The following is a 21739-nucleotide window of genomic DNA, read 5'->3' as shown; positions in this document are numbered from 1 at the left end:
TTTTTATTTAGATAATACTTACACTAGGAAACTAGCTATCAGGTTTTAAACTTTTAATTGCTTTCTGTCTAACATAATTTAGATGGTGATACATACTGGCATATGCTGCTATTGGGTCACGCTTTTCAAGTGCATTATATATTTCAATATGCTGTCGCATTGTCTCTTTTAAATCCCTTTCTTCCAAAGGGATTTTTTCTAATATTTTGTGATGAAACTGCTGCAAGGGATTTATGACGCCTTCAAACAAAGCATTTTTGGCACTCTGTGCAATAATCATATGAAATTCTTTATCTTCTTCCGAAGAATCTTCTGTTGTTAAAACTTTCATTCTATCAATCGTTCCTTTTAATTTAGCGAGATCTTCATCTGTTATTTTTTCAGCCGCTAACGTTACTAGACCCAGCTCTAATGCGACTCTGATTTCACAAATTGAAAGCAAATCACCAGCTGAAAGTGCTAACATCATTGAGAAAGGTCCGCTCCCTACTTTTTTTGAAAAGAATGTTCCATTTCGCGTTTTACGGTTAACAATCCCCATAACTTCTAAAGAAGTTAAGGCCTCCCGTATAACTGGCCTGCTCACATTACAGATTTCCATCAGTTCAAACTCTGAAGGTAATCGTTCCCCAGGTTTTAGTTGACCAGTCATAAGTAAATCGATTATTTCATCGATTACTTGTTTTGACAGTGATTTTCGATTGACTGATTTTATATTACCTTCAAATTCTTTTTTTTCTCCCAAAACACTTCCTCCTTTTTGGGTGAGAACTTTTATTTGTTTAATTGTCTTTTTGTTTATTTGTAAGACAAATTAATTCCTAATTAAAATTGTAAGACAAATAAAATTAACTGTCAATTCTAAAAAATAAAAATATTCAAATTTTAATTACAACGGTCAAAAGGCTACCCAGTAATCATGTAGAGGGATATCTGAATAGACATTCATAACTTACACCTCGTCAATATAGAGCGTACGTTTGTATAATGAGTAAATTGAAAGGTGGCGATGATCCAATGCTTAGGGACCGTGGTAAAATGAGGTGGCAAGGTTTCTTTATGATGGAACATGTAAATATGCTCTGGGAAATGGAAGAAGAATATCTTAGAACAGCTAGACCACTGTTAGATGAAGGACAACTTTTTGAAATTTTAGAGTCAAAGTATAATGACATTATGAAACAAGTTGAATGAAGATAAAAAAGTAAAACAAAAATACTTACTCTTTTATGAAAAACTGGATAGCTATGTTGGCCTATCCGAGTACCGCTATATAATTTTTATTAAACATGCCAGTTCATACTTAAACATCAACAATAACAACATAAATAATATATATGTTGTTATATACTATAAAACTGAAAATAACAACATTGTCAGCAAAAATAAAATCAAGCTATGGCCATATTTCATTCTTAGAGAATGACAGTTAAAGAGATTCAGGAAGCCACAGGGATTTCGACTGCAACATTATATCGATCTAAAAAAAGAGCAAACCCCACAATAAAGGGTTTGCTCTTGGCTGTAATATGAAAATTCAATTCTCAATCTTATTTTTATTTTTCTCCAAATTGATGTTATTGATAAGAATTAATCGTTTACTGTTTTATTAAAAAACCCTATTTACTCCATTCAAAAACAAGATTTTCCGTTAGCCTTGAAAAAAAGCTCAGATTTTTTTACTGAGCTTTTTTATTGATATTTACTTATCCCATAATATACTTGTGATTGTCTTTTTGTTTAACTAACCTGCCCCCGTTTGGTTTGAGCTGATTGTTTGTAAGAATTGAACAACCTTTTTTGAGTATTAGTCGGTTAAATTATCTAAAAACAGGTTGTTTTTCCTCAGATAATGCTAATAGATGCTCTTTGATTTCTTCTACATTGACATTTTTTTGCGAAACACCGGTTTCCATTGCTGCGGTAGCAACAGCCGATGCTACATGAGCCGCTACTCTTCGGTCAAATGGGTCTGGAATCACATAATCCGCGTGAAGGTCTTCTGTTGAAATTAATCCTGCAATTGCATAAACTGCAGCAAGTTTCATTTCTTCATTAATTTCTTTTGCTTGAACGGTTAAAGCACCGCGGAAAATACCAGGGAATGCGAGCACATTATTGACCTGATTTGGGAAATCAGAGCGTCCAGTCCCTACTACGAGTGCTCCTGCTTCTTTTGCCACTTCCGGCATGATCTCTGGTACCGGATTAGCCATGGCAAAGATAATCGGATGTTGATTCATAGAACGAACCATTTCTTTCGTAACAGCACCTGCAGCTGATACCCCTACAAACACATCAGCTCCAACAAGAGCATCTGCTAATGTCCCTTGCTTTTGTTCCTTATTTGTCATGCGGGCCATTTCTTCTTTGAATTTATTCATCCCTACCGGACGATCTTTATAAATGATTCCTTTTGTATCACATAAAATGACATCTTTTACACCCATATGAAGTAATAGCTTGATAATTGCCACGCCTGCAGCACCTGCACCATTTGCCACCACACGAATATCTTCTATTTTTTTGTTCGCCAGTTTAAGAGCGTTGATTAACCCGGCAGCGGTCACAATGGCCGTCCCGTGTTGGTCATCATGGAAAACAGGGATATCACAAACTTTTCGTAAACGATCTTCTATTTCAAAGCATTGAGGTGCTGCGATATCTTCTAAGTTTATCCCACCAAAAGTAGGCTCTAATAATTTGACGACCTCCACAATTTTATCCGGGTCTGTTGTATTTAAGCAGATAGGAAATGCATCCACATCAGCAAAGGATTTGAATAACAATGCCTTTCCTTCCATAACAGGCATGGCAGCTTTCGGACCAATATTTCCAAGACCAAGTACAGCTGTTCCGTCTGAAACAACGGCAACTAGATTTCCCTTCATTGTGTAGTCATATACTTTGCTTTCATCCTCGTGAATGTCCAGGCAAGGCTCTGCTACACCTGGAGAATAAGCAAGACTTAGGTCTTTCGCATCTCGTACTGGAACTTTAGAATAGACACCTAGTTTTCCTTGGTTTTCCTTATGCATCTTTAATGCTTCATCACGTAAAGTTGACATATTTCGTATCTCTCCATTTGTTGAATTTTTCTGTTCTAGTTGAAAGTAGAAAACTTAGGACTGAGTAGTAGTTTCGCTGCTCTTTTCCCTTTAGTGTTCTCCCTATAATGTTTAAAGCATTTACCTTACACATGTCGTCTGTTTACACTAGTTTAACTAGTTTTTAACTTAATAATTTCATTAACAGCGTTGCTAATATAACAGTTGACGCACCGCCGAGTCTTGTTGCAACTTGTGCAAACGGCATTAATGACATACGGTTGGAAGCTGATAAAATGGCTACATCACCTGTTCCGCCTAGACCGCTGTGACAGCCTGTTACAATCGCTGAATCAACAGGATACATATTCATCACTTTCCCAACAATATACCCGGTTCCTACCATCGCAATAACAACAACAGAACAAACGACAACATAACCCGGAGTTACAATTTTCACCACATCTTCTAATGGGATATAGAGGATACCTAAACCAACCATAAGAGGCCATGTTAAGCTTGTTGAAACAAATTTATATAAATGATAGGCTCCTTGTTCCATTTTTGCAGGCATCACTTGCAAACATTTGACTAGTGTGGCAGCCACAATCATGAGTACAGGACCAGGAATACCAAGGAATTTATGCGCGAGACTGCCAAAGATGAAGAAACTGCAGGCAATCAATAATCCGGCACCCATTAGCGAAAAATCGACAGGTTTATTAATATTCGTTTCCTTTGAAATCCCATCGCCGCCTTTTGCTTTTACAAGTACACCATTTCCAGTTAGTTCAGGTCTTTTCTCCCCTAAACGTTTCATTAAACCTGCACAAATAATCGCAGCAATATTTCCAATGACAGCAGCCGGAATCATTTGGGATACAAAGCCTTCAGCAGATGTACCTAAAATTTGCGAGTATGCTAGAGAAAGCGGTAAGATTCCCTCTCCTATACCACCACCAATAATTGGTACGACAATATAGAAAAATGTATGTTTCATGTCATATCCAAACAATGATCCAACTAAAACTCCTGCTACTACTGCAGCAAGCGTTCCTAATACGAGTGGAACAAACATACGTGTAAACCCTTGGACTAAGACTTTTCGGTTCATCCCAAGTATGCTTCCTGCAACTAAACAAGAGATATATAGATAAAGAAAATTAGATGTTTTCATCAAGGTTGTGACCGCTTCCATTGCAGCCGGATTAATCAAATTATAAAATACCAAAATAGACGGAATTAAGAGTGCTAGTATCGCTGGGCCTCCAATATCCTTCAATATAGGAACTTTTAATCCTATTTCCCCAAGTAAAATTCCCATAACCATGATAACGGCAAAACCGCCAATCATATCAGGCGGGAGCTGATTGTATACAGATGCTCCATAAATAATAAGTGCTAATGCTACATAAAGTGGTAAGGGAATAACTCCTATCTTCAATTCATTAAGTTTAGATAAAAAGCTTTGTTTTTCAACTTTCTTATCTATATAATGAAGCGTTTGCATTTTTTTTGCTGGATCCATGTATTGCTCCTCATTTTCTTGACGTTGAAGATTTATCGCTTGTTCTTTCAGGTTTTTTGCAGACATATTTTATCGACCTCCTTAAAGTAACCGCTCTCATTTTGTTGTAATTATCTTACTCTAGTAGGAGATTAATATATATCTTTTGTAATTATAGACATCTTTTTGTAATTAAAAAAAGCAACCTAGGCTGCTTTTTAGTTATTCATATTTATCAAGTGCAGATCGGTTCGACTCATTATACATATAAGAATAAAGAGGTCTACCTATTCCATATGTTAATGTCTTATCAATTACATAAATATCATTTAAGAATTTTAAATACTTCCTAATTGAAACTCTCGATATATCTGTTACTTCTGCAATTTCATCTGTAGAAAATGGAGTATTCCCTTGCCTTTTAACAGCATCAAAAACTGTATTTAAAGTCTTTCTTGATAATCCTTTTGGCAGAGGCTTTAATGGTTCAGCTACAGCGTATTCATTTTGTTTGGCTAGTAAGAGTTCGTCTAAATCCTTCTGTTTCATTTTACTTTGTTGATTTAGATATAGGTGTTTATTTTGGTAAGATGTAAGTGCCTGTTGAAATCTCTCAAATTCAAATGGTTTAATTAAATAATCCACTGCTCCATATCTTAGTGCTGTCAAAATTTTATCTACGTCAGAGGCCGCTGTAATTAGAATGACGTCTAATTCTCTTTTTTCTTCTCTAATTTTACTTAATAGAGTTAACCCATTTTCTCCTGGCATGTAAACGTCTAAAAGCATTAGATCTACCTTTTTGCTATTGATGATTTTTGTCGCTTCATTAACAGAATGTGCTACACCCACTAAAAAGAAACCATCTATTTCCTTCAGATATCGTTTATTAAACTCTGCAACCATCGGGTCATCCTCTACAATTAGAACGTTTATCATTCGTTTTCCTCCTCTACCTCGTAAGGAACTTGAATAATAAATTCTGTCCCGTTTTCAACGCTTAAGTTTAGTTGAATTGTTCCTCCTAAACTTTCTATACTTTTACTCACTAAATATAGTCCGTAACCACGATTTGATTCTTTTGTTGAGTACCCTTTTTTAAATATATGAGGAAACTGCTCATTTTTAAGACCTGGACCTGAGTCACGGACTTTAATTTGAAGTTGATGTTTATAATAGTTTAATTTTAACTGTAGTTTCTTTTCCTTCATACCATCCATAGCTTCTATCGCATTATCTATTAAATTTCCAACAATTGTAATTAATTCATGGGTAACATTAGTCCCTTTAGGTGCTGGAATGACTGTCTCATTATCTATAATCATCTTCACCTGATTTTCTCTAGCAAAGCTAAGCTTCCCCATAATAAATCCTGCAAGAGCAGGATCTTTAATATTCTTCGTAACATAACCAACTTCATTTACGCGATGATTAACAACTTCATTTATAAAATTTGTTAACTCATCATAAAATCCCATTTTAACCATTCCAAGAATAACATGAAGCCGATTCATAAACTCATGTGACTGGGCACGCAAAGCTTCAGCATATATCCGAACACCTGTTAATTGTTCTGCTAATTGATGAACCTCAGTTTTTTCCCTAAATGTTGAGATTGCTCCGACTATTTCTTGGTTTACGATCAGAGGAACACTATTAACTAAAATTGATACACCATTAAAAGTTAACTCTTCATCCTGTTCGGGCTTACCTGTTTTTAACGCCCGATCTAATTTTGAATATGGCATATACTCTGTTAATTTCATACCAATAGGATTGTCTGGCAAGCCAGAATTCATAAAGATTCGTAAAGCTGACTTATTTACAAGTGTTATCGTTGAGTCTTTATCAACTGCAATAATCCCTTCGTGTACAGATTGTAGCATTGTATCTCTTTCTTCATGAATTTTGGCAATCTCAAATGGCTCTAATCCAAATAATATCTTTTTTATGTACCTTGCTATAATAACCGCTCCTAATACACCAACTAAAATACCTATGATTGAACCAAAGATAATATTATGATGCCCCTTTTCTAGAGCTTGTTCAACATTATTAAGAGATATCCCTACTGCGACGGCTCCAATCTGTTCATTATCAGCGCCGTAGATAGGAGTGAATGCACGTAATGATTGTCCCAGTGTCCCTTTAGATAACGAGATATGTTCTTCCCCCTTTAATACGGCCTTTTCATCTCCACCAACAAAGCTTTTTCCTATCATTTCTGGATTAGGATGAGATTTTCTAATTCCGTTCATATCCATAACCACGATAAAAAGAACATCAGTAGCTTGTTGAATATCGACCGTATATTGTTGGAACGCTCCTGCATTCTGTTCTCCATTCTCTAATCCATTTTTAACGATATCAGATTGGGCAACTGTTCTTGATACAATCTTTGCTTTTTCTTCTTGGTTGTTACGAATCGTATCACTTACTGTTTGACTAATTAATAAATCAGTAAACAGCAATGATAGAAGAACAACTATGCATACAAAGATAATGATGATGGTACTTAGCTTATATTTTTGTTTTGACAAGTGATCACTCCTATGAATCATGAATAGGTTGCACGCTTTATTTTAAATGACATATCTTTTTAATACATCGATGTTTAGTTGTAAATAAAAAGCCTTTCCTAAAAAGGTTATTAGGAAGGGCTAAAAAAGTAAATATTATTCTTAGTTAATTTATAAAAATACTAGTCTATAGCTAACATAACCACATACAAAAAAAATTATTTAAGGGGTAGCGTAACCCATTAAGCTAACAACCTAAATTACTAGATACGTAATGATCCTTGTTTTAAAATTAGCGAGCGATGGAAAAGTAGGCATGCCAAAGAAGCCTATTAAAACGCGATTTTTTTGCTAGGCAGCGTGTCTATGCTTCACCTTCGTTTCATACACACCCCCTAGAATATCAAAGACGGTCATTTTCTTGTACCGATGACATTTACGACCGTTCTTTTTGAGTAGCTGATAAAGGCGATGCAGAATTTTTAAAAGTTCTTCTGTGCCAACTGCTATCGCTTGAAACAGTAACGGAAAGTAATCTTTAATCATATAAATCGGTTTGTGTTCACTCAACTCCTGCTTTTTCTTTTCTAGTAGAAGCTGTCGCATTTGAAACATCGTAGAAGAACAGAGGAGAATGCCAAGGAGTTATCCATATAAATGGCACTCTAGGCGTTCTCTTTTAATATTCTTACATTCATCAATTTCAAAGAATGACTCCCACGTTTTAAATAAAATCTCAATCTGCCAACGAAGTGAATACAATGAATGCACATAATTCGTCGGTACTTCTTCTAGCGACGTGTTTGTGATATATACATTCATGCCCATTAAATGTTTACTTTTATTCTTCATGACAATACCTTTCTTCTTTTCACGTATCGCTTGGTTTTTCAGCCGTGTTTGCGTTTGATCACCGATAGGCTCAATGTGAAAAAAACAGACAGGTTTATAAAAAAAGCGTTTTATGCATCCCTAACAGGGGTAACTGAATAAGGGTGTTTTTGCACAACGCCTTGAAAAGGTATAATAAGCTGTATCCCTTGAGCCGCTTGAGTTCAAGGAAAGACTTTCAAAAGTACAGTATTTAAACGTGTCTTTTAGCCGACACAAGTAAATATTCCTAATGCTGAAAGCGCTTCATCAGTTGAAGCTTTTTGACGTGAACATCTAGTAAAGAAGACGGCTGTGATTAGAGACAGGTCAATATTATAAGAAACGTTTTCTTATATCCTCTTACCATAGGGATGAACTCCAAAAATTCAGTCTAAATAACGGTTATCAAGCAAAAGAAATTCAAAACGTCAACTTCTTGCTGCAGAATTGCGCACGATTGTGGAACAAGAAAACATATTTCTTTCTGCCAATTTAATTTAATCTTCGATTTCGGAAGAAAGGATCAATGGATTTGAGCATACTTTGTTAATGTAGTCTAAGGCTGAATCAGCAACCTGTTCAGGAGTATTCACTGTGCTATCTAACAAAAAATGATTAGGTTGTATTTTTACAAACCTCTCCAGACATATAGCCCAGTTTATGTTGTCTTCTATTTGTTTTATGTCCCAGTTTCGCTCCTGAAGTCTTTCCTTCACAAGTGCATCACTCGCTTTAATAAATCCAAAGTGAATGTTCAGAGACTCTTCATATTCTGGACACTCCAACACTTCAGGTGGCACAGATCCACCACATAAAATGGTGTGATATCCTTTGCTGTTACTTTCTTTTAAGGTTTTTAACCAGTTCCTCGTAGCTTTTTTTCTCCATGTCACATCTGCTCCATCTGGAACACCACAGTCGTCAAAATCATATACGATGAAATTGTTCAGCTGTCTCTTTTTTAACTCTTGAACGAGTGTCGTTTTCCCTGCTCCGCATGTACCTGTAATTAAGAAATTTATCTTGATCATGTTACGATTCACATAAGTTCCTCTTTTCTTAAATAGCTTCCTTTTTAACATTCATTATTGAGGAGTAGATTCCTTTTTTAACATTGTAAATCGTATAATCGTAATTTTAAGAAGTACGGAAAAAACCAACCTTTGCTCATATCTCGGTGTAGACGGGGTATTTGGTTCTAACACAGAAAAAGCAGTTCGTTCTTTCCAAAAATCCAAAAACCTGTCTGTAGATGGTATCGTTGTTCCTGCTACGAAAAAAAGCACTTGGAATATAATTTTAAAAAACCTAGGCAGATGTCGAAATCACCTAGGTTTCTTTTAATTTTTCATCCCTGTATAAATGTGAATCGCACTTCTTAAAAATTCTCGATTGTTGGAGATCGTCCTGGAACATAACGTTCACTCTGCATGGATATTTCAGGAAATCCCCTGATTGTGAGTAATGGAAAAACAGAAACTCTATAATTACACTACCCGCATTTCAGAAACGCCAAAAAGATTTGCTCTGTACTATTTAGTTGTTCTAATGACGTTAATCTCTCTACCTTCATTTCATAAGAAGAACAACCTTCCTAGGGGTTACAACCATTTGAATCTTCTCCGAACCAAAGCTATACAAACCAGCAGCAACGGCAACAATATACCATACGTAAAATCAAAGAACGGCCAAATGGCATTCAGATTGCTAATAGAAACAATATTCGGTGAAATAATGAGTGACAAGACAATCATAATCATCCCTAGTGGGTAAACTAGCTGACTGTATTCTTTAAGATTCAATGTTTGTGCTAAACCAAAACATGTAATATAAAAAGAAATAGTGAGTCTAAAGAAAATGGTAATAAACCATATTATTGCAAGTATTGCCTCTACCCTTGTAAAGAAATTAGCTATATTGATTTTCCTAGCCAATTTGTAGCTCGGATACTGTTGATTTGCGGTTTGATCTGCACCAAGAACAAGAATAGATAAAGTTGTAACTATAATCAAAACGAGTCCCCCTAAAAATGCTCCGGCAAAAAGACTTTTTTTTATTCTTTTTTTTTCATTGACATAAGGGAAAAACATCAGAAATAAAACGAGTTCTACAAAAGGATATGTAATAAATGTTAGAGAAGCACGGGCAATCGGTTTAAAACCCCCTTCCATAATCGGTTGGACGTTTTCGAACTTCATTTGTGGAATTAGTGAAATGACAAGAATTAACAATAACAGAAAAACACAAGGGAACATAATTTCTGCACTACGTGCTATGGTTTCTAGTCCAAGGCGGGTAGCCATAAAAACGATTATCGCAAAAAGGATAAGAATGGACTGGATAGGGGTATCCGGCATAATTTGAGTGGTCATGAAATCCCCGATTTCCCTTAAGGCCACTGCTGAATATAAAAAGGTGTAGGATAAAAACAAGAGGGAAACGAACATTCCCGGCCATTTACCAAGAATTTTTTTGCTGTATTCAACCAGCGTTAAATCAGGATAAAGCCTGCTGACAGCATAATAGAATAAAACGATAATCATCCCGATAGTCACGCTGAAAATGGCTGCAATCCAGGCGTCCTGTTTAGCTTCACTAGCGGTAATCGACGGCAATACTAAGATGGCATCCCCAATGATGTATACAATGATTAGTAAAGTGAGTTGGTGGCTACTGATTTTATTATTTCTAAAATTCATCGTCTTCTCCGGAACTTTGTTTTGAAAGAAGGTATCTTCATTTTCATATTCTTTTAATCGACTCCTGTAAGTAACTTTCTGTAGACATCTTTGCCCTGGGAAAAGTTTTTCAAACCATATTGCCCATTCACTTGGAGATTCGTGGGGTTACAAATATGGAGGAACTTTCATGCACCTACGTATTTCTGATAATGCTTTTAAATTTGTTTCAAACGTAACCCATTCTGAATAGTATTTGACCACTGTAAATTTAATTTTTATGAGGTAAAAACCCATCGTGCTGTGTATACTCTCTACTTGTATAAAACACAATCATCATGATTATAAATAAATCGATCCCAGATAAAATGGGTAAGGTGAATTTTACATTCATAATCTGTTTCAGCATCTTCATTGCAACAACGCTGTGCAGAATCCCTACAATAAAAGGAAGAAGTAAAAGGATCCATACTTGTAAGGAACCGATTTTTAACTTTTTTTATACTCATTCCTACCTGCAGAGTAAAAATGGAGATGAAAGAATGAATGCAGGAAGCAAAATGCCGCCTGCATGTTATAAAATACTATTACCTTTTAGTGATCCACTGACTAAATCCTGTAAATGAACATGTGTCACATTGGAAGGAAAATGATTATTTTGAGTACAAATTGCTAACTTATAGTGTGAATCAAGTGCCATTTGTTTAAAATAAAAAGAATGATCACCTAAATTCCCTGATTCCAACTCAAGTTGATAACTTGAATTCGTGTGAACGATTGAAAATGAATTCAGGGGAATTGTAAGGCCCTGCCCGACTGCTTTTATATAGCTTTCTTTAAGTGTCCATACTTCATAAAATCTAGATTCCTGTAAGTTAGGAGTTGAAAAGATATAATGGCATTCTTTTTCTGTAAAAAAGTGATTTGCAACTTCCAGATTAATTGGTTTAATTGCTTCCACATCAATCCCAACTGGAGTTGTATCTATTGCACACACGACCCAATCTTCAGAGTGACTTAAGTTAAATTCGAAATTTGGAAAATTCATTAAAAATGGTTTTCCGAAATCATTCATATTGAATTGACATTCACCATTTCTCATTCCTTTTTTGGCTATTATATATCGAATCAACAAATCTGCAACAAGTCCCCTTTGAGCATCCTCAAAATGAAGGAACTTGTTTATTTTTTTCTGTTTTTCTAAGGGTAATAGCTGTAATAATAGTTGAAATGTTGAAGTGTCTATACTTTTGTAAAGATTTACACCATAAATTTCACACATACTAACCACACCTTATCTCCCCCATTATTAATAGCCAATAATATATCCATATTGCTGCTTCTCGGAAAGCAAAAATAGTGTTTTAGTAAAAAATGGTATATCTTCAACAAAAAAACTGATAATAATACAAAACTCGTCTATTAACTTAAATTAAATACCCGATTATTATTTTAATTTCTTAATGAAATTTAAAACAATCCAACATTCCATTTAGGTGATGTTTTAACGTTTTAATAAGCGAGGTGTGTGGCTTATAGAAACAGTCCAACTTATACACTAATCGGACTGTTTCTTTGGTTTAGCTATTTTTTTCGGTTTTTCTAAGTCCTTACAGATCCACGTCCATTTCTTTTCTTTATTTAGTCTTTTTTACTTGTTGTACAGCTGCTTTTGAAACATAAAAATTCCCATTTGTTTGGACGGTCACACTATCAAGCTCTATTTCTTTGCCATTAATAATTACAATGTTTTTATTAACAGGGAATTCAGCTGTTGTTTTCCCTTTTTTAACTAAAAGCACCGGATTTTCTGAATTTGACACATCAACTTTCACATTTGCTCCAATTGCTTTAAATGCTGTCTCAGCATCAATAAATAATTGCTTGTCCAGTTTCTCCAAATCAAAGCCAAGCGCAGAAGCGACAGCGTGTGCAAGATCTGTGTTTTCTACAAGGCCTTCAGGTTTTCCGGGACCGTATGAGTATAAAAATAAATCCTCACCTGTATGACCTCCCGTCGTAAACCCGATATTGGCACGTGCAGCTAAAAGTTCTACAAACGTTTTTTGCAAGTTTGCTGATCCGTTTAGTAGCATTGATTCTTCTGCTGATAAATTATCTAATCCATAGAGTGCAGCTGCTTCTGCTAAGTTTGACCGGTCCGGTTTTAATTGCTTCATTGCTCCTTCAAGTGTCATGACAGCTTTTTTAAGTGGGTCTACATATGCTGAAACCGGTGTATTTGGATAGGTTTTGGTTGTTTTCTGGCTTCCAATTGAAAGTCCGCTGTTTCCGTGATCTGATACGGCAATTACCATAGTATTTTTATCTTTTTTTGCAAACTCCAATGCTTCTTTAACTGCAGCATCAAACGAAAGTATATCACTGATCATTCCAATTGAGTCATTAGCATGAGCTGCCCAGTCAGGCTTGCTGCCTTCAACAAACAGGAAGAATCCATCTTTGTCTTTTGAAAGCGCTGATATAGCCTTGCCTGTCATTTCAGCTAGAGCTGGCTGTGTTGGCTGAGTTTTTTTCCTGTCCAAATCATAAGCCAATTCAGCTGGTGCGAACGCACCCCACAGTTTGCTGGATTTAGAGGAAAGTAATTCTTCGCGTGTCTCGACAAAGTCATATCCCCTGTTTTCAATGACCTCTAATAAATTTTCTCCATCTTTTCGATTCTTTTCACCTTCACCTAAGGTAATAGAATTTTTCCCGCCCCCAAGAACGACATTCATATTCTGATAAACTTGCTGTTCTGCAATGTGATCATATTCACTTCGATGAGCTGCATGGGATGAAAATCCTGCAGGAGTAGCATGCTGAATTTCGGAAGTTGAAACAATCCCTGTTGCTTTACCGCTTATTTTCGCCCCCTCTAAAACATTGGCAACAGGCTTATAAGCTTTGTCTGCAAGTCTCGGATTCACACCAGGAGAAGTCACTTCTTCTGGAAGTACTCCTACAAATTTATCATTTGATTTGTTCCCAGTTGCCATAGCCGTTCCAGCTGGTGCTGAATCAGTGATAGCCGATTCAGCCGAATAGGTTCGAACTCCTCCTGTTAAAATCTCATCCATGACAAGAGGTTCTCCTTTGTACCACCTTGCTAAAGTGGTGGCACTTGAACTGACACCATCCATCACAAGCACGATCACATTTTTTGCTTTTTCAGGATCTTTTTTCGCTTCTGCTAAATCCGTTATATTAATGACAGATAAAGATCCAATTGCAATGCTTCCGGCCAGTGTCATGCTTAGTATTTTATTCTTCAACCTCCCCATCCCCTTTAACTTATATTTTTCTTAAACAAATCGATTATATACTGCTGTTTTTACCATACCGAACCTTCAAATAAATGGATAGATTATATCATCATGGTAAATATGTCATATTTTGAGAGTTAAGGGAATTGCGCTGAAGGAATAATAATTAATTAATATATATGTTTTAATTATCATATGTTTTAATATATACATCGTCATATATGAATAAATATATTTATAAGAATACAATGATTATAAAATCAATAATAACATTATCTTATATATAAATTTGTTATTAATAATATTGTTGAATTATATATTCAATTGAATGTTAATTATAATTCTATTTTATATATTATATTTAATGTTATTTATGATGGTAAATTATTTATTAAAAATAATTATTGATATATATATAAGTTATTTATTAACTATAAATATAACAATATTGATTTAGATACCAACATCAATAATTTCTTAATTAATGTTAGTGATAAGTTATTCTTTAATATCACTATTGCTAATGTGTTTATTATATACATCAACATATATGTTAATAATATAAATGAAATATATTATATTATTAATTTTGTATTTAATAATAATTTAAATAATATTAATTTCTTATAAGGCGACCTATATGATGACAAAACCTCTTAATAATATATGCATTCCCGAAGTTGATAATAAATCTAGAAAGTATTGAATTAAGCAAAAAAATATGTGATAATTTATAAAATAACATATACAACAACATATGTTTTAATATGCATTAACTATTGGATTTATTGATTGAAAAACGAGAAAAAGAGGTGTTCATTTTGGCAGCAAAAATAGTAACATTCGGGATTAGTAAGGGCGGCTGTTCAAAGTCAACCAGCAGTGGAATTACATCTTATCTTTTAAGTAAGGAAGAAAAGGTTTTAGCAATTGATATGGATGGACAAGGGAATTTGACCAGCTTCTTAACCGGGGAGTACGATATATGCAATGTGTTCGAGGAGAAAACAATTCTTGAAGCTATTTTAGAAGAGGACGCACGTTCATATATCATAAAGATCCAGGAGAATTTAGATTTAATTCCGTCTAACGATTTTTTGGCTACCTTACCGAGAAGGATGTATGAAAAAGGATTAAAATTGGATGCATTACAAAAAGCTCTACAGCCTGTTATGGAGGATTATGATTGGATTATTATCGATACGCCTCCAGCATTATCTGAACAGACAGTCATGCCATTAAGTACATATTCAGAAGCTGGAAGTTATGCTGTAGTTATGTTTGATGGATCAATGTTTGCATATTATGCCATTCCTAAATTCTTAGAGATTATTGAAGGAGCAAAAGAGCGATATAATCCTGCATTAAAAACTGCCGGCGTTCTATTCTCTTTAATTGATGCTAGAGCTAAAGAAAATGAAGTAATGGAAGAAGCCATTCAAGAGGATTATCCTGGATTAATGTTTAATTCAATTATTAGGAGAAAAGCTTCTACGAGACGATTAGCGATTTCAGGTTTTGATGGTAATGCCGAATTAAAAAATGCATTAGAATACTACATACCATTTGTGAAGGAGCTGAAAGATCGTGTCAACCAAAAACAGCCTCAAAGATAAAATAAAAAAACCAAATGCTACACAGGCGTTTTTTAACTCATATGATACAGAAAAAACAGATGAAAAATTAGACAACAATGTTAATGCTAATTTCAATAATGAAAATATAAACAATAATAAAGAGAATGATAATAACACAGATAAAATTAACAACAACACATATGTCAAAAACAACAGCGTTAATGTTGTTAATAATGATGTTACTGATAACATTGACAATAACAACGATGATGATTATCTTCGTGATTTAGTTGCTGGTAAAAAAACAACAAAGAAAAAAGCGAAGAAGGTATTCACTTCTTTTTATATGGATCCTGACTTAGCTGCAGAAGTAGACAAAATCGCAGCAAGAGGGGAAAAAGGTGATAAATCCAAGCTAATCAATGCGGCCATTAGAAAGTTATTGGAAGAGTACGGGGTTCTCGAAGGTAAATTTACAAGATAGAGCGATTGAATTGATTTCTCAAAACCGTCATTTAAACTAAAATAGAATTTACTTTAAATCACATAAAAGGTAAAAGATCAATCAGGTTATTTCTGATTGATCTTTTTAATATAACGATCTGTTAAATATAATGTTGATTTATTATTTCTCCTCAAACAAACGGTTCAGGGTAGTTGAATTACTTTAATACACACGTCAAAAAACACAAGCAGCTAACACTTAATTGAGCTTAAATAGTCAATTTGTTACAATAATCTAAAGTGAAATGTCGTTAAGTCATTGGAAATATTGCTTTGTGGAGGTGAGAACTATCGCAACACTTCATTTAATGGTTGGTCTCCCGTGCAGTGGGAAAACCACCCTCGCACAGAAACTCGAAAAGAAATATTCTGCACTTCGTCTAACTCCTGATGAATGGCATATCCGCTTGTTTGGACATGATATGAATGACAAGGACCATGATGCTAGACACGACTTAGTTGAAAGTCTGCTATGGGATGTTGCTGCCAGAGTTTTAATTCTTGGCTTAGATGTTATTTTAGACTTTGGATTTTGGGGACGCAGCGAGCGAGATGATTTTCGCTCAAGAGCATCAGAATTAGGAGCTGACTTTAAGATTCATTTTTTAGATGCAAACGAAAAGTTACTATTAGAGCGTCTTGCAGCAAGAAATGCTCATCTGCCTCAAGGTACGTTTCGGTTATCTGAGATTAACCTTAAAGAGTACATGCTGCTATTTGAGCCTCCTTCTCAAGAAGAGCTTGAATAATCTCATATTACAACAAACGGGTGTAAAAAATAATCACCTATTTTTTGTTTTAAAGATCAACAATTAGCGTTTTGACCAACCTAATAATAACTATTGCACCTATAAAAGTTTTACTTGTTCAGTATCATTAGTTAATTTGATTTCATACCTCCATCTTTATTAATACTCGTCTTCTTAATCAATCATGAAAATCACACTTATTAGTGCATTGACTTTAAATACCTTAGTAATTCTTCGCAAATAATGTTCTTAACCTTTTAATATAATGCATCCAAATAATGTTCCAAAGATGTGACAAATAAAAACGAGTAGCTTCATTGATAATATATAGAATGATAATAAACTATATGTTAACAATAACAATGTTGTTATTGTTAATCATGTTTTTATTATTAAACATATTAATAATAATAATCACTTAGTTATTGTTATTATTATCATTAATATATATTAATATATTAATGATAATAGTGTTGCTGTTGTTGATGATGTAATCATTATTAAACACATAATTATATATTAACAATAAATAATGTTGTTGTTGTTGTTGTTGTTAATGAAGTAATTATTATTAATAATAATGTTGTCTTTGTTAATGATGAAATTATAATAAAATATACTAAATATATTAACGATAAAAATGTTATTAATGATAATCTTATTATTAAAATTATAAATATATATAAATGATAATAACGTTATCGTTATTTTATTAATGAGATTATTATTGAATATACATATGTCATTAATGACAATGTTGACGTTGTTGATAATGAAATTGTTATTAAATATAAGTTAAGATCTAATTTTTGGAATTCAGAAACACCAAGAAGAATAAAATATAAAAGCCCCAGAGAATATGGTCTCTGGGGCCTCTTTTTAGATAGCCATTTTTTCGTGTACTTCAATCCAGCCTACTTGCTCAGATACTAACTCTTTAACAGCAGCATGGATGATCAGATCTTTTTCTCTTTCTGATAATCCCACAAATTCCTCTTCATCAAAAGTAATAACAAAATCACTTGGCACCTTAGCAATTACTCTCATAGGATCCCCTCATTTCGGACGTGTTATTATAGGATATTCAAAACCATATAAGCATATGACTGAATAATTACCATCCTCACATTTTTAGATGTCGAGAATGTTCGATTTTTTCTATGAATCTTTTTTACAAGGAGCTAGCTTGTAAGATAGTGTATTTGCTAGCTCCTCACTATCATATGAAACGAACAATGAAATCAATCTCCTCCCTCTCTTTGGTGATGCAGCAGCTGCATTGATGCACTGAACCACTTTTCCGATACAAAAAACCTAAGAAAAATCAAACTTTTCCGTTATGGAGAAGAGGTGAGGGGGGGCAACTAAAAGGGTTTTTATGATTGTAAGATTCATTGATTTATAGAAAAAAAGATTTAAAAAACTTGTCTATACTCCATTTCTTATAAACCAAACAAACCAAAAACCCGAACAATCACCTTGTTCGTGGTAGGGCTCTACTGTATATAGGCGATCTAAAATGATTTATTTCTCCGTTAAAACATCTTCATATATTCGACATCAGGCTAGATTTTTAGCTTCTTCACTATATAAACTTTAACTCCCTCTACTACCTCATTCTTTCTTGTCAAAAGGGGACAGCCTGTCCATCATATAAAGGCATTCATCATTTAGGAAAGAGACCCTTGTTAAATGATACGGTACTGTTCTTTTCCAGGAAAGTACAGCATATCTTATAACATCACTGCACCACTCATTCACTTTTGGAGGTTGATACACAATGGCGAAAGTTAAAGTTCCCAATAAATCGAAAAGCGCGAAAACAAAGGGATTAGGCGGAAAACGATGCTGCAGGTTCTCAATATCCGTCAGCAATGATACGGAAAAGAAATTAGATGCTCTTGCCGTCAGTACAGGTTTTTCTCGCTCAGAGCTCGCAGATTACCTTCTGCAGGCATGTGTCAACTCACCTGACTTTGTTTATGCCCTGCAGGAAAAACACAACGTGAATGAAAAATACAAAGTCTATCCTACGATCATCAATATAGGAGGGAGGCAGCAAGTCGTTTACTAAGCCATCACCCCAGGTGGCTTTTTTATTTTGCTTTTCTCTTTGGAGGGGTGGCAAACTTGAGTCCTTGCTGGATCCATTTCATTTCGCTTTCATGGCATTTCTTGCATAGGCCGTTGCGTTTATTGTGTAACCCTTTATCTCTGACTCGAATATGCTTCTCACATTTTCTGCATTCCATAGATATCAATCTCCTTGATTCAATGTGTGTTGCTATCACTATTGACCAAATGAGATTAGTTTATACATAGAAAATGTTTTTAAGTGGCTAGAAGGATCTGTACATTAAAAGAATTTGTGAACAAAAAAAGTCCTTCTGAAGAAGGACTTTGACTTGCAACTTATTTATCAACTAAAGGGGGTATTAGCATTATACCCATTTTATAATTTTTATATACATATAGTTATATACATTATTAAATTAATTGTATTTCTTTTGGGTTAAGCAAGAGATCATCAGCTATTTGACCAACAGGTGCCTTATCTGTAATTCTATAAAGTGGCTTAGAAATAAAAATCCGGTAGAAATAGTATTTACTTATTATTACTCAAAAAATTGTAATGCAGGGGAGAATATGTCTTGAAGTAACAAAAAATATAAAAAACCTTGATATTGGACAATCCAGAAAACAAATAGCTTCAACTGAAAATATTCTAAGAAATATAATGTTTTATTATACGTTTTAACATATATGATAAAACATATGTAAACACATATGTTAATGTTAATAATGATATGTATAGTTATTTTATTTTATCGACATTTACTTCAATTTTTTACTCATGTTGTACCAAATTGCTCCACCATGCTCAGAACTTGAAACACCGACGTTGAGGTATCCATGACTTTCATAGAAGCGAATTAAGTTCTCTTTACATGTAAGTGTAATCGTTTCACGTTTCTTCACTCTTGCTTCCTTTTCAAGGTGTGTAAGTAACTTTGATGCAACGCCTCGTTTTTGAAAATGCGGCGCCACAGCTACTCCTAAAATGCTTTGATGACCGCCAGACGCTGGATTTTGCTTTACATCACTAAACAAGTCATCTGTAATGAATGCTGTTTCGATGACTGGACCATTCACTAAACCTACGATTACGCCATCCTCTTCAGCTACTAAAAAACTATCCGGAATGAACTGAATGCGCTTTTCAGTTGCTTCACTTGTTGCAGCCTCTTCTTTTGAAAAACAAAGATTTTCAATGGCTACAAGTTCAGGTAAATCTTCTATTTTTACGTTTCGTATTTTTAACATATCCCTTACTCCTCCAAGTTAGATTATTTTCTTAATTTATATTATATAGTGAAGTGTCTTATTAAACTTTAAGAAAAATCAATAAAAATGGATCTTTATTGATGATATTCATCAGTTTACGACTCATACATTGATCTATATCATTTCCAGCTTAACAGCCTACTTAAAATGGTCTAGTATAAATAGAAAATCCACTGATTAAGAAAAATTCAGTGGATTTAGTCATGTTAGAGGGCTTTAGAAAGTAAAGAAATTAATTATATTCAAAGTCATTCAATCGTTGTCTAATTTTATTATTCACATCTAATTAAACACCAAACAAAAAAAGCGCCTAGTAGAGGCACTCAATAAATTACCGGACTTCTTGTTCAATTTCCCTTACTTTCTGCACGGATAATCCTGTATGGTTTGCAACATCTTGAACGGACATACTCGGTATTTTGAGTAAGCTTTTTGCAATTTCAATTGCTTTTTCGTTCTTTGCTCCATCAATTTGAGTTTTTTGATCTGCAATAAATTTTTCTCGGAGCTGATACATTCGAATGGTTTCCTCGTCAGCGCTTAAACGGCGTAGTTTATCTTCTGCTTTTGCTACTAACTGATCCAAGATAAACACCTCCTCTAAATTTGGCTGCTTAACCGAATCTCCTCTTAGAAATAATAACCATCTATGCAGAGGATTATGCAAATCAACATCCATTTCATTGAATTTTGGCATTTCAATAAAGTGAATTTCAAGCAAATCAGTAAGAAGTTGTTTGGATTTGTCTTCATAAATCTTATAGCTTGAGTGATAAGAATCAATGTCAGTCAGGTAATTAAATCCAAGTATATTAATTGTAATGGTTTTATTTAAATCCGAATATTTTTCAGCTGCTTTAAAATTTTCAGTATATAACTTAGACCAATAAAATAGAGTTCGTTCTTTCATATTGTATTCATTTGCTAGTTGAACCTCTATGTTGATTTTTTCACCCGTATGGCAAACAGCCTTAATATCAAGGATACCCTGTTTATCATCAATTTTTTCTTTACTTAGCTTTTCCTCAACTATATATAAATCTTCAACATCGTTTTCCAAAACGGCATTCAGGAAACCGATTAGTAAATCCTTATCTTGATTTTCACCAAATAACTTCTTAAAAATAATATCATTTAAGGGTTTCAGTCGTTTCATAATCAAACTCCTTCTACTCATATTATACAATGAAAACAGATCTATTCAAAGTAAATGCTTTAGATGTTAGACACCTTTTGAACATAAAGGCCCTTCAAAAGAAGGCTTAATAAATACATTAAAACATATGTTAATATATATGTTAGTGATAATGTTGTTTTGAATTTTAATACTATTATCAATATATATTAATATCAAAATGCATGTTTATAATGTATTTAAGTCACTATTTATTTTATCTTTAAATGATTTAAGTGAAAATTTAAAAAGTAACCCTTGTGAAAATAAAATGAAAGCGCTACAATGATTTTAGTTTAACGTTGTACTAAAACGTTATACTTGAATTTAGTCACAATGGAGATGATAATCTGGTTACAATCAAAGACATTGCAAAAGAGGCTGCTGTATCTCTTACTACAGCTTCACTTATCTTAAATAATAAACCAGGTGCAATTAGAATTTCAGAAGCAACTAAGAAGCGTGTAATTGAAGCATCAAAAAAATTAGGATATGTT

18 protein-coding genes and 2 pseudogenes are annotated in these 21739 nt (G+C 34.0%); 7 read left to right on the top strand and 13 right to left on the bottom strand.

What is annotated here, in order from left to right; genetic code table 11:
- Positions 1-31 precede the first annotated feature (31 nt).
- Positions 32-745, bottom strand: a complete 714-nt coding sequence (locus K8L98_RS25515; RefSeq protein WP_243551587.1) for a FadR/GntR family transcriptional regulator — start codon at positions 743-745, stop codon at positions 32-34.
- Between the two features lie 314 nt (positions 746-1059).
- Here K8L98_RS25515 and K8L98_RS26640 point away from each other — a divergent pair, with 314 nt between their 5' ends.
- Positions 1060-1194 carry a hypothetical protein gene (locus K8L98_RS26640; protein WP_275976779.1) on the top strand — a complete coding sequence of 45 codons (135 nt, stop codon included), beginning with the start codon at positions 1060-1062 and terminating at the stop codon, positions 1192-1194.
- 626 nt (positions 1195-1820) lie between these two features.
- Here K8L98_RS26640 and ystJ read toward each other — a convergent pair.
- From ystJ to K8L98_RS25485, 6 genes and pseudogenes are all read right to left on the bottom strand, one after another.
- Positions 1821-3068 (bottom strand): NADP-dependent malic enzyme, encoded by a 1248-nt coding sequence (ystJ, locus tag K8L98_RS25510; RefSeq protein ID WP_243551585.1) that lies wholly within the window; start codon positions 3066-3068, stop codon positions 1821-1823.
- 163 nt (positions 3069-3231) lie between these two features.
- Positions 3232-4575 carry a 2-hydroxycarboxylate transporter family protein gene (locus K8L98_RS25505; protein ID WP_243551639.1) on the bottom strand — a complete coding sequence of 448 codons (1344 nt, stop codon included), beginning with the start codon at positions 4573-4575 and terminating at the stop codon, positions 3232-3234.
- Between the two features lie 201 nt (positions 4576-4776).
- Positions 4777-5493, bottom strand: coding sequence for a response regulator (locus K8L98_RS25500; RefSeq protein ID WP_243551582.1), 717 nt, complete (start codon positions 5491-5493; stop codon positions 4777-4779).
- Entirely contained in the window at positions 5490-7094 is a 1605-nt protein-coding gene (gene dcuS, locus K8L98_RS25495; RefSeq protein WP_338037057.1) for a DcuS/MalK family sensor histidine kinase, read from the bottom strand. Before dcuS ends, K8L98_RS25500 begins: the two co-directional genes overlap by 4 nt.
- A gap of 330 nt (positions 7095-7424) precedes the next feature.
- A pseudogene (locus tag K8L98_RS25490) lies at positions 7425-7985 on the bottom strand (transposase); the annotation flags it as partial.
- 458 nt (positions 7986-8443) lie between these two features.
- The gene (locus tag K8L98_RS25485; RefSeq protein WP_243551578.1) at positions 8444-8989 is read right to left on the bottom strand and encodes an AAA family ATPase; all 546 of its coding nucleotides are present in this window, start codon (positions 8987-8989) and stop codon (positions 8444-8446) included.
- A gap of 70 nt (positions 8990-9059) precedes the next feature.
- Here K8L98_RS25485 and K8L98_RS25480 point away from each other — a divergent pair, with 70 nt between their 5' ends.
- Positions 9060-9290 (top strand): peptidoglycan-binding domain-containing protein, encoded by a 231-nt coding sequence (locus K8L98_RS25480; RefSeq protein ID WP_338037059.1) that lies wholly within the window; start codon positions 9060-9062, stop codon positions 9288-9290.
- 257 nt (positions 9291-9547) lie between these two features.
- Here K8L98_RS25480 and K8L98_RS25475 read toward each other — a convergent pair whose 3' ends face one another.
- The 3 genes from K8L98_RS25475 to K8L98_RS25465 all read right to left on the bottom strand — a co-directional run bounded on the left by K8L98_RS25475 (position 9548) and on the right by K8L98_RS25465 (position 13911).
- Complete coding sequence (locus tag K8L98_RS25475) at positions 9548-10645, bottom strand: GerAB/ArcD/ProY family transporter (RefSeq protein WP_243551576.1); 1098 nt, start codon at positions 10643-10645, stop codon at positions 9548-9550.
- Positions 10646-11198: 553 nt separating this feature from the next.
- Positions 11199-11906 carry a 4'-phosphopantetheinyl transferase family protein gene (locus tag K8L98_RS25470; RefSeq protein WP_243551574.1) on the bottom strand — a complete coding sequence of 236 codons (708 nt, stop codon included), beginning with the start codon at positions 11904-11906 and terminating at the stop codon, positions 11199-11201.
- Between the two features lie 355 nt (positions 11907-12261).
- Positions 12262-13911: an alkaline phosphatase gene (locus K8L98_RS25465; protein ID WP_243551572.1), complete on the bottom strand. Its 1650-nt coding sequence runs from the start codon at positions 13909-13911 to the stop codon at positions 12262-12264.
- Positions 13912-14714: 803 nt separating this feature from the next.
- Between K8L98_RS25465 and K8L98_RS25460 the strand changes: the two genes are divergently transcribed.
- From K8L98_RS25460 to K8L98_RS25450, 3 genes are all read left to right on the top strand, one after another.
- Positions 14715-15509 carry a ParA family protein gene (locus tag K8L98_RS25460; protein ID WP_243551570.1) on the top strand — a complete coding sequence of 265 codons (795 nt, stop codon included), beginning with the start codon at positions 14715-14717 and terminating at the stop codon, positions 15507-15509.
- On the top strand, positions 15481-15954 hold the full coding sequence (locus K8L98_RS25455) for a ribbon-helix-helix domain-containing protein (protein WP_243551568.1): 474 nt from the start codon (positions 15481-15483) through the stop codon (positions 15952-15954). The genes K8L98_RS25460 and K8L98_RS25455 overlap by 29 nt, the downstream gene beginning before the upstream one ends.
- A 295-nt stretch (positions 15955-16249) precedes the next feature.
- Complete coding sequence (locus K8L98_RS25450; RefSeq protein ID WP_243551566.1) at positions 16250-16723, top strand: P-loop nucleotide/nucleoside kinase family protein; 474 nt, start codon at positions 16250-16252, stop codon at positions 16721-16723.
- A gap of 879 nt (positions 16724-17602) precedes the next feature.
- Here K8L98_RS25450 and K8L98_RS25445 read toward each other — a convergent pair.
- Positions 17603-17770: a DUF7167 family protein gene (locus K8L98_RS25445; RefSeq protein ID WP_243551564.1), complete on the bottom strand. Its 168-nt coding sequence runs from the start codon at positions 17768-17770 to the stop codon at positions 17603-17605.
- Between the two features lie 733 nt (positions 17771-18503).
- Between K8L98_RS25445 and K8L98_RS25440 the strand changes: the two genes are divergently transcribed.
- Entirely contained in the window at positions 18504-18797 is a 294-nt protein-coding gene (locus K8L98_RS25440; RefSeq protein WP_243551561.1) for a ribbon-helix-helix domain-containing protein, read from the top strand.
- 761 nt (positions 18798-19558) lie between these two features.
- On the opposite strand, the gene K8L98_RS25435 is transcribed toward K8L98_RS25440, so the two are convergent.
- Entirely contained in the window at positions 19559-20047 is a 489-nt protein-coding gene (locus tag K8L98_RS25435) for a GNAT family N-acetyltransferase (protein WP_243551559.1), read from the bottom strand.
- Between the two features lie 352 nt (positions 20048-20399).
- Complete coding sequence (locus tag K8L98_RS25430) at positions 20400-21224, bottom strand: Rpn family recombination-promoting nuclease/putative transposase (protein ID WP_243551557.1); 825 nt, start codon at positions 21222-21224, stop codon at positions 20400-20402.
- Between the two features lie 335 nt (positions 21225-21559).
- Between K8L98_RS25430 and K8L98_RS26955 the strand changes: the two are divergent.
- A pseudogene (locus K8L98_RS26955) lies at positions 21560-21733 on the top strand (LacI family DNA-binding transcriptional regulator); the annotation flags it as partial.
- Positions 21734-21739 lie beyond the last annotated feature (6 nt).

Source organism: Metabacillus dongyingensis, from assembly GCF_019933155.2.
Lineage (GTDB): Bacteria > Bacillota > Bacilli > Bacillales > Bacillaceae > Bacillus_P > Bacillus_P dongyingensis.
This window is presented reverse-complemented; position numbering and strand designations above follow the sequence as displayed.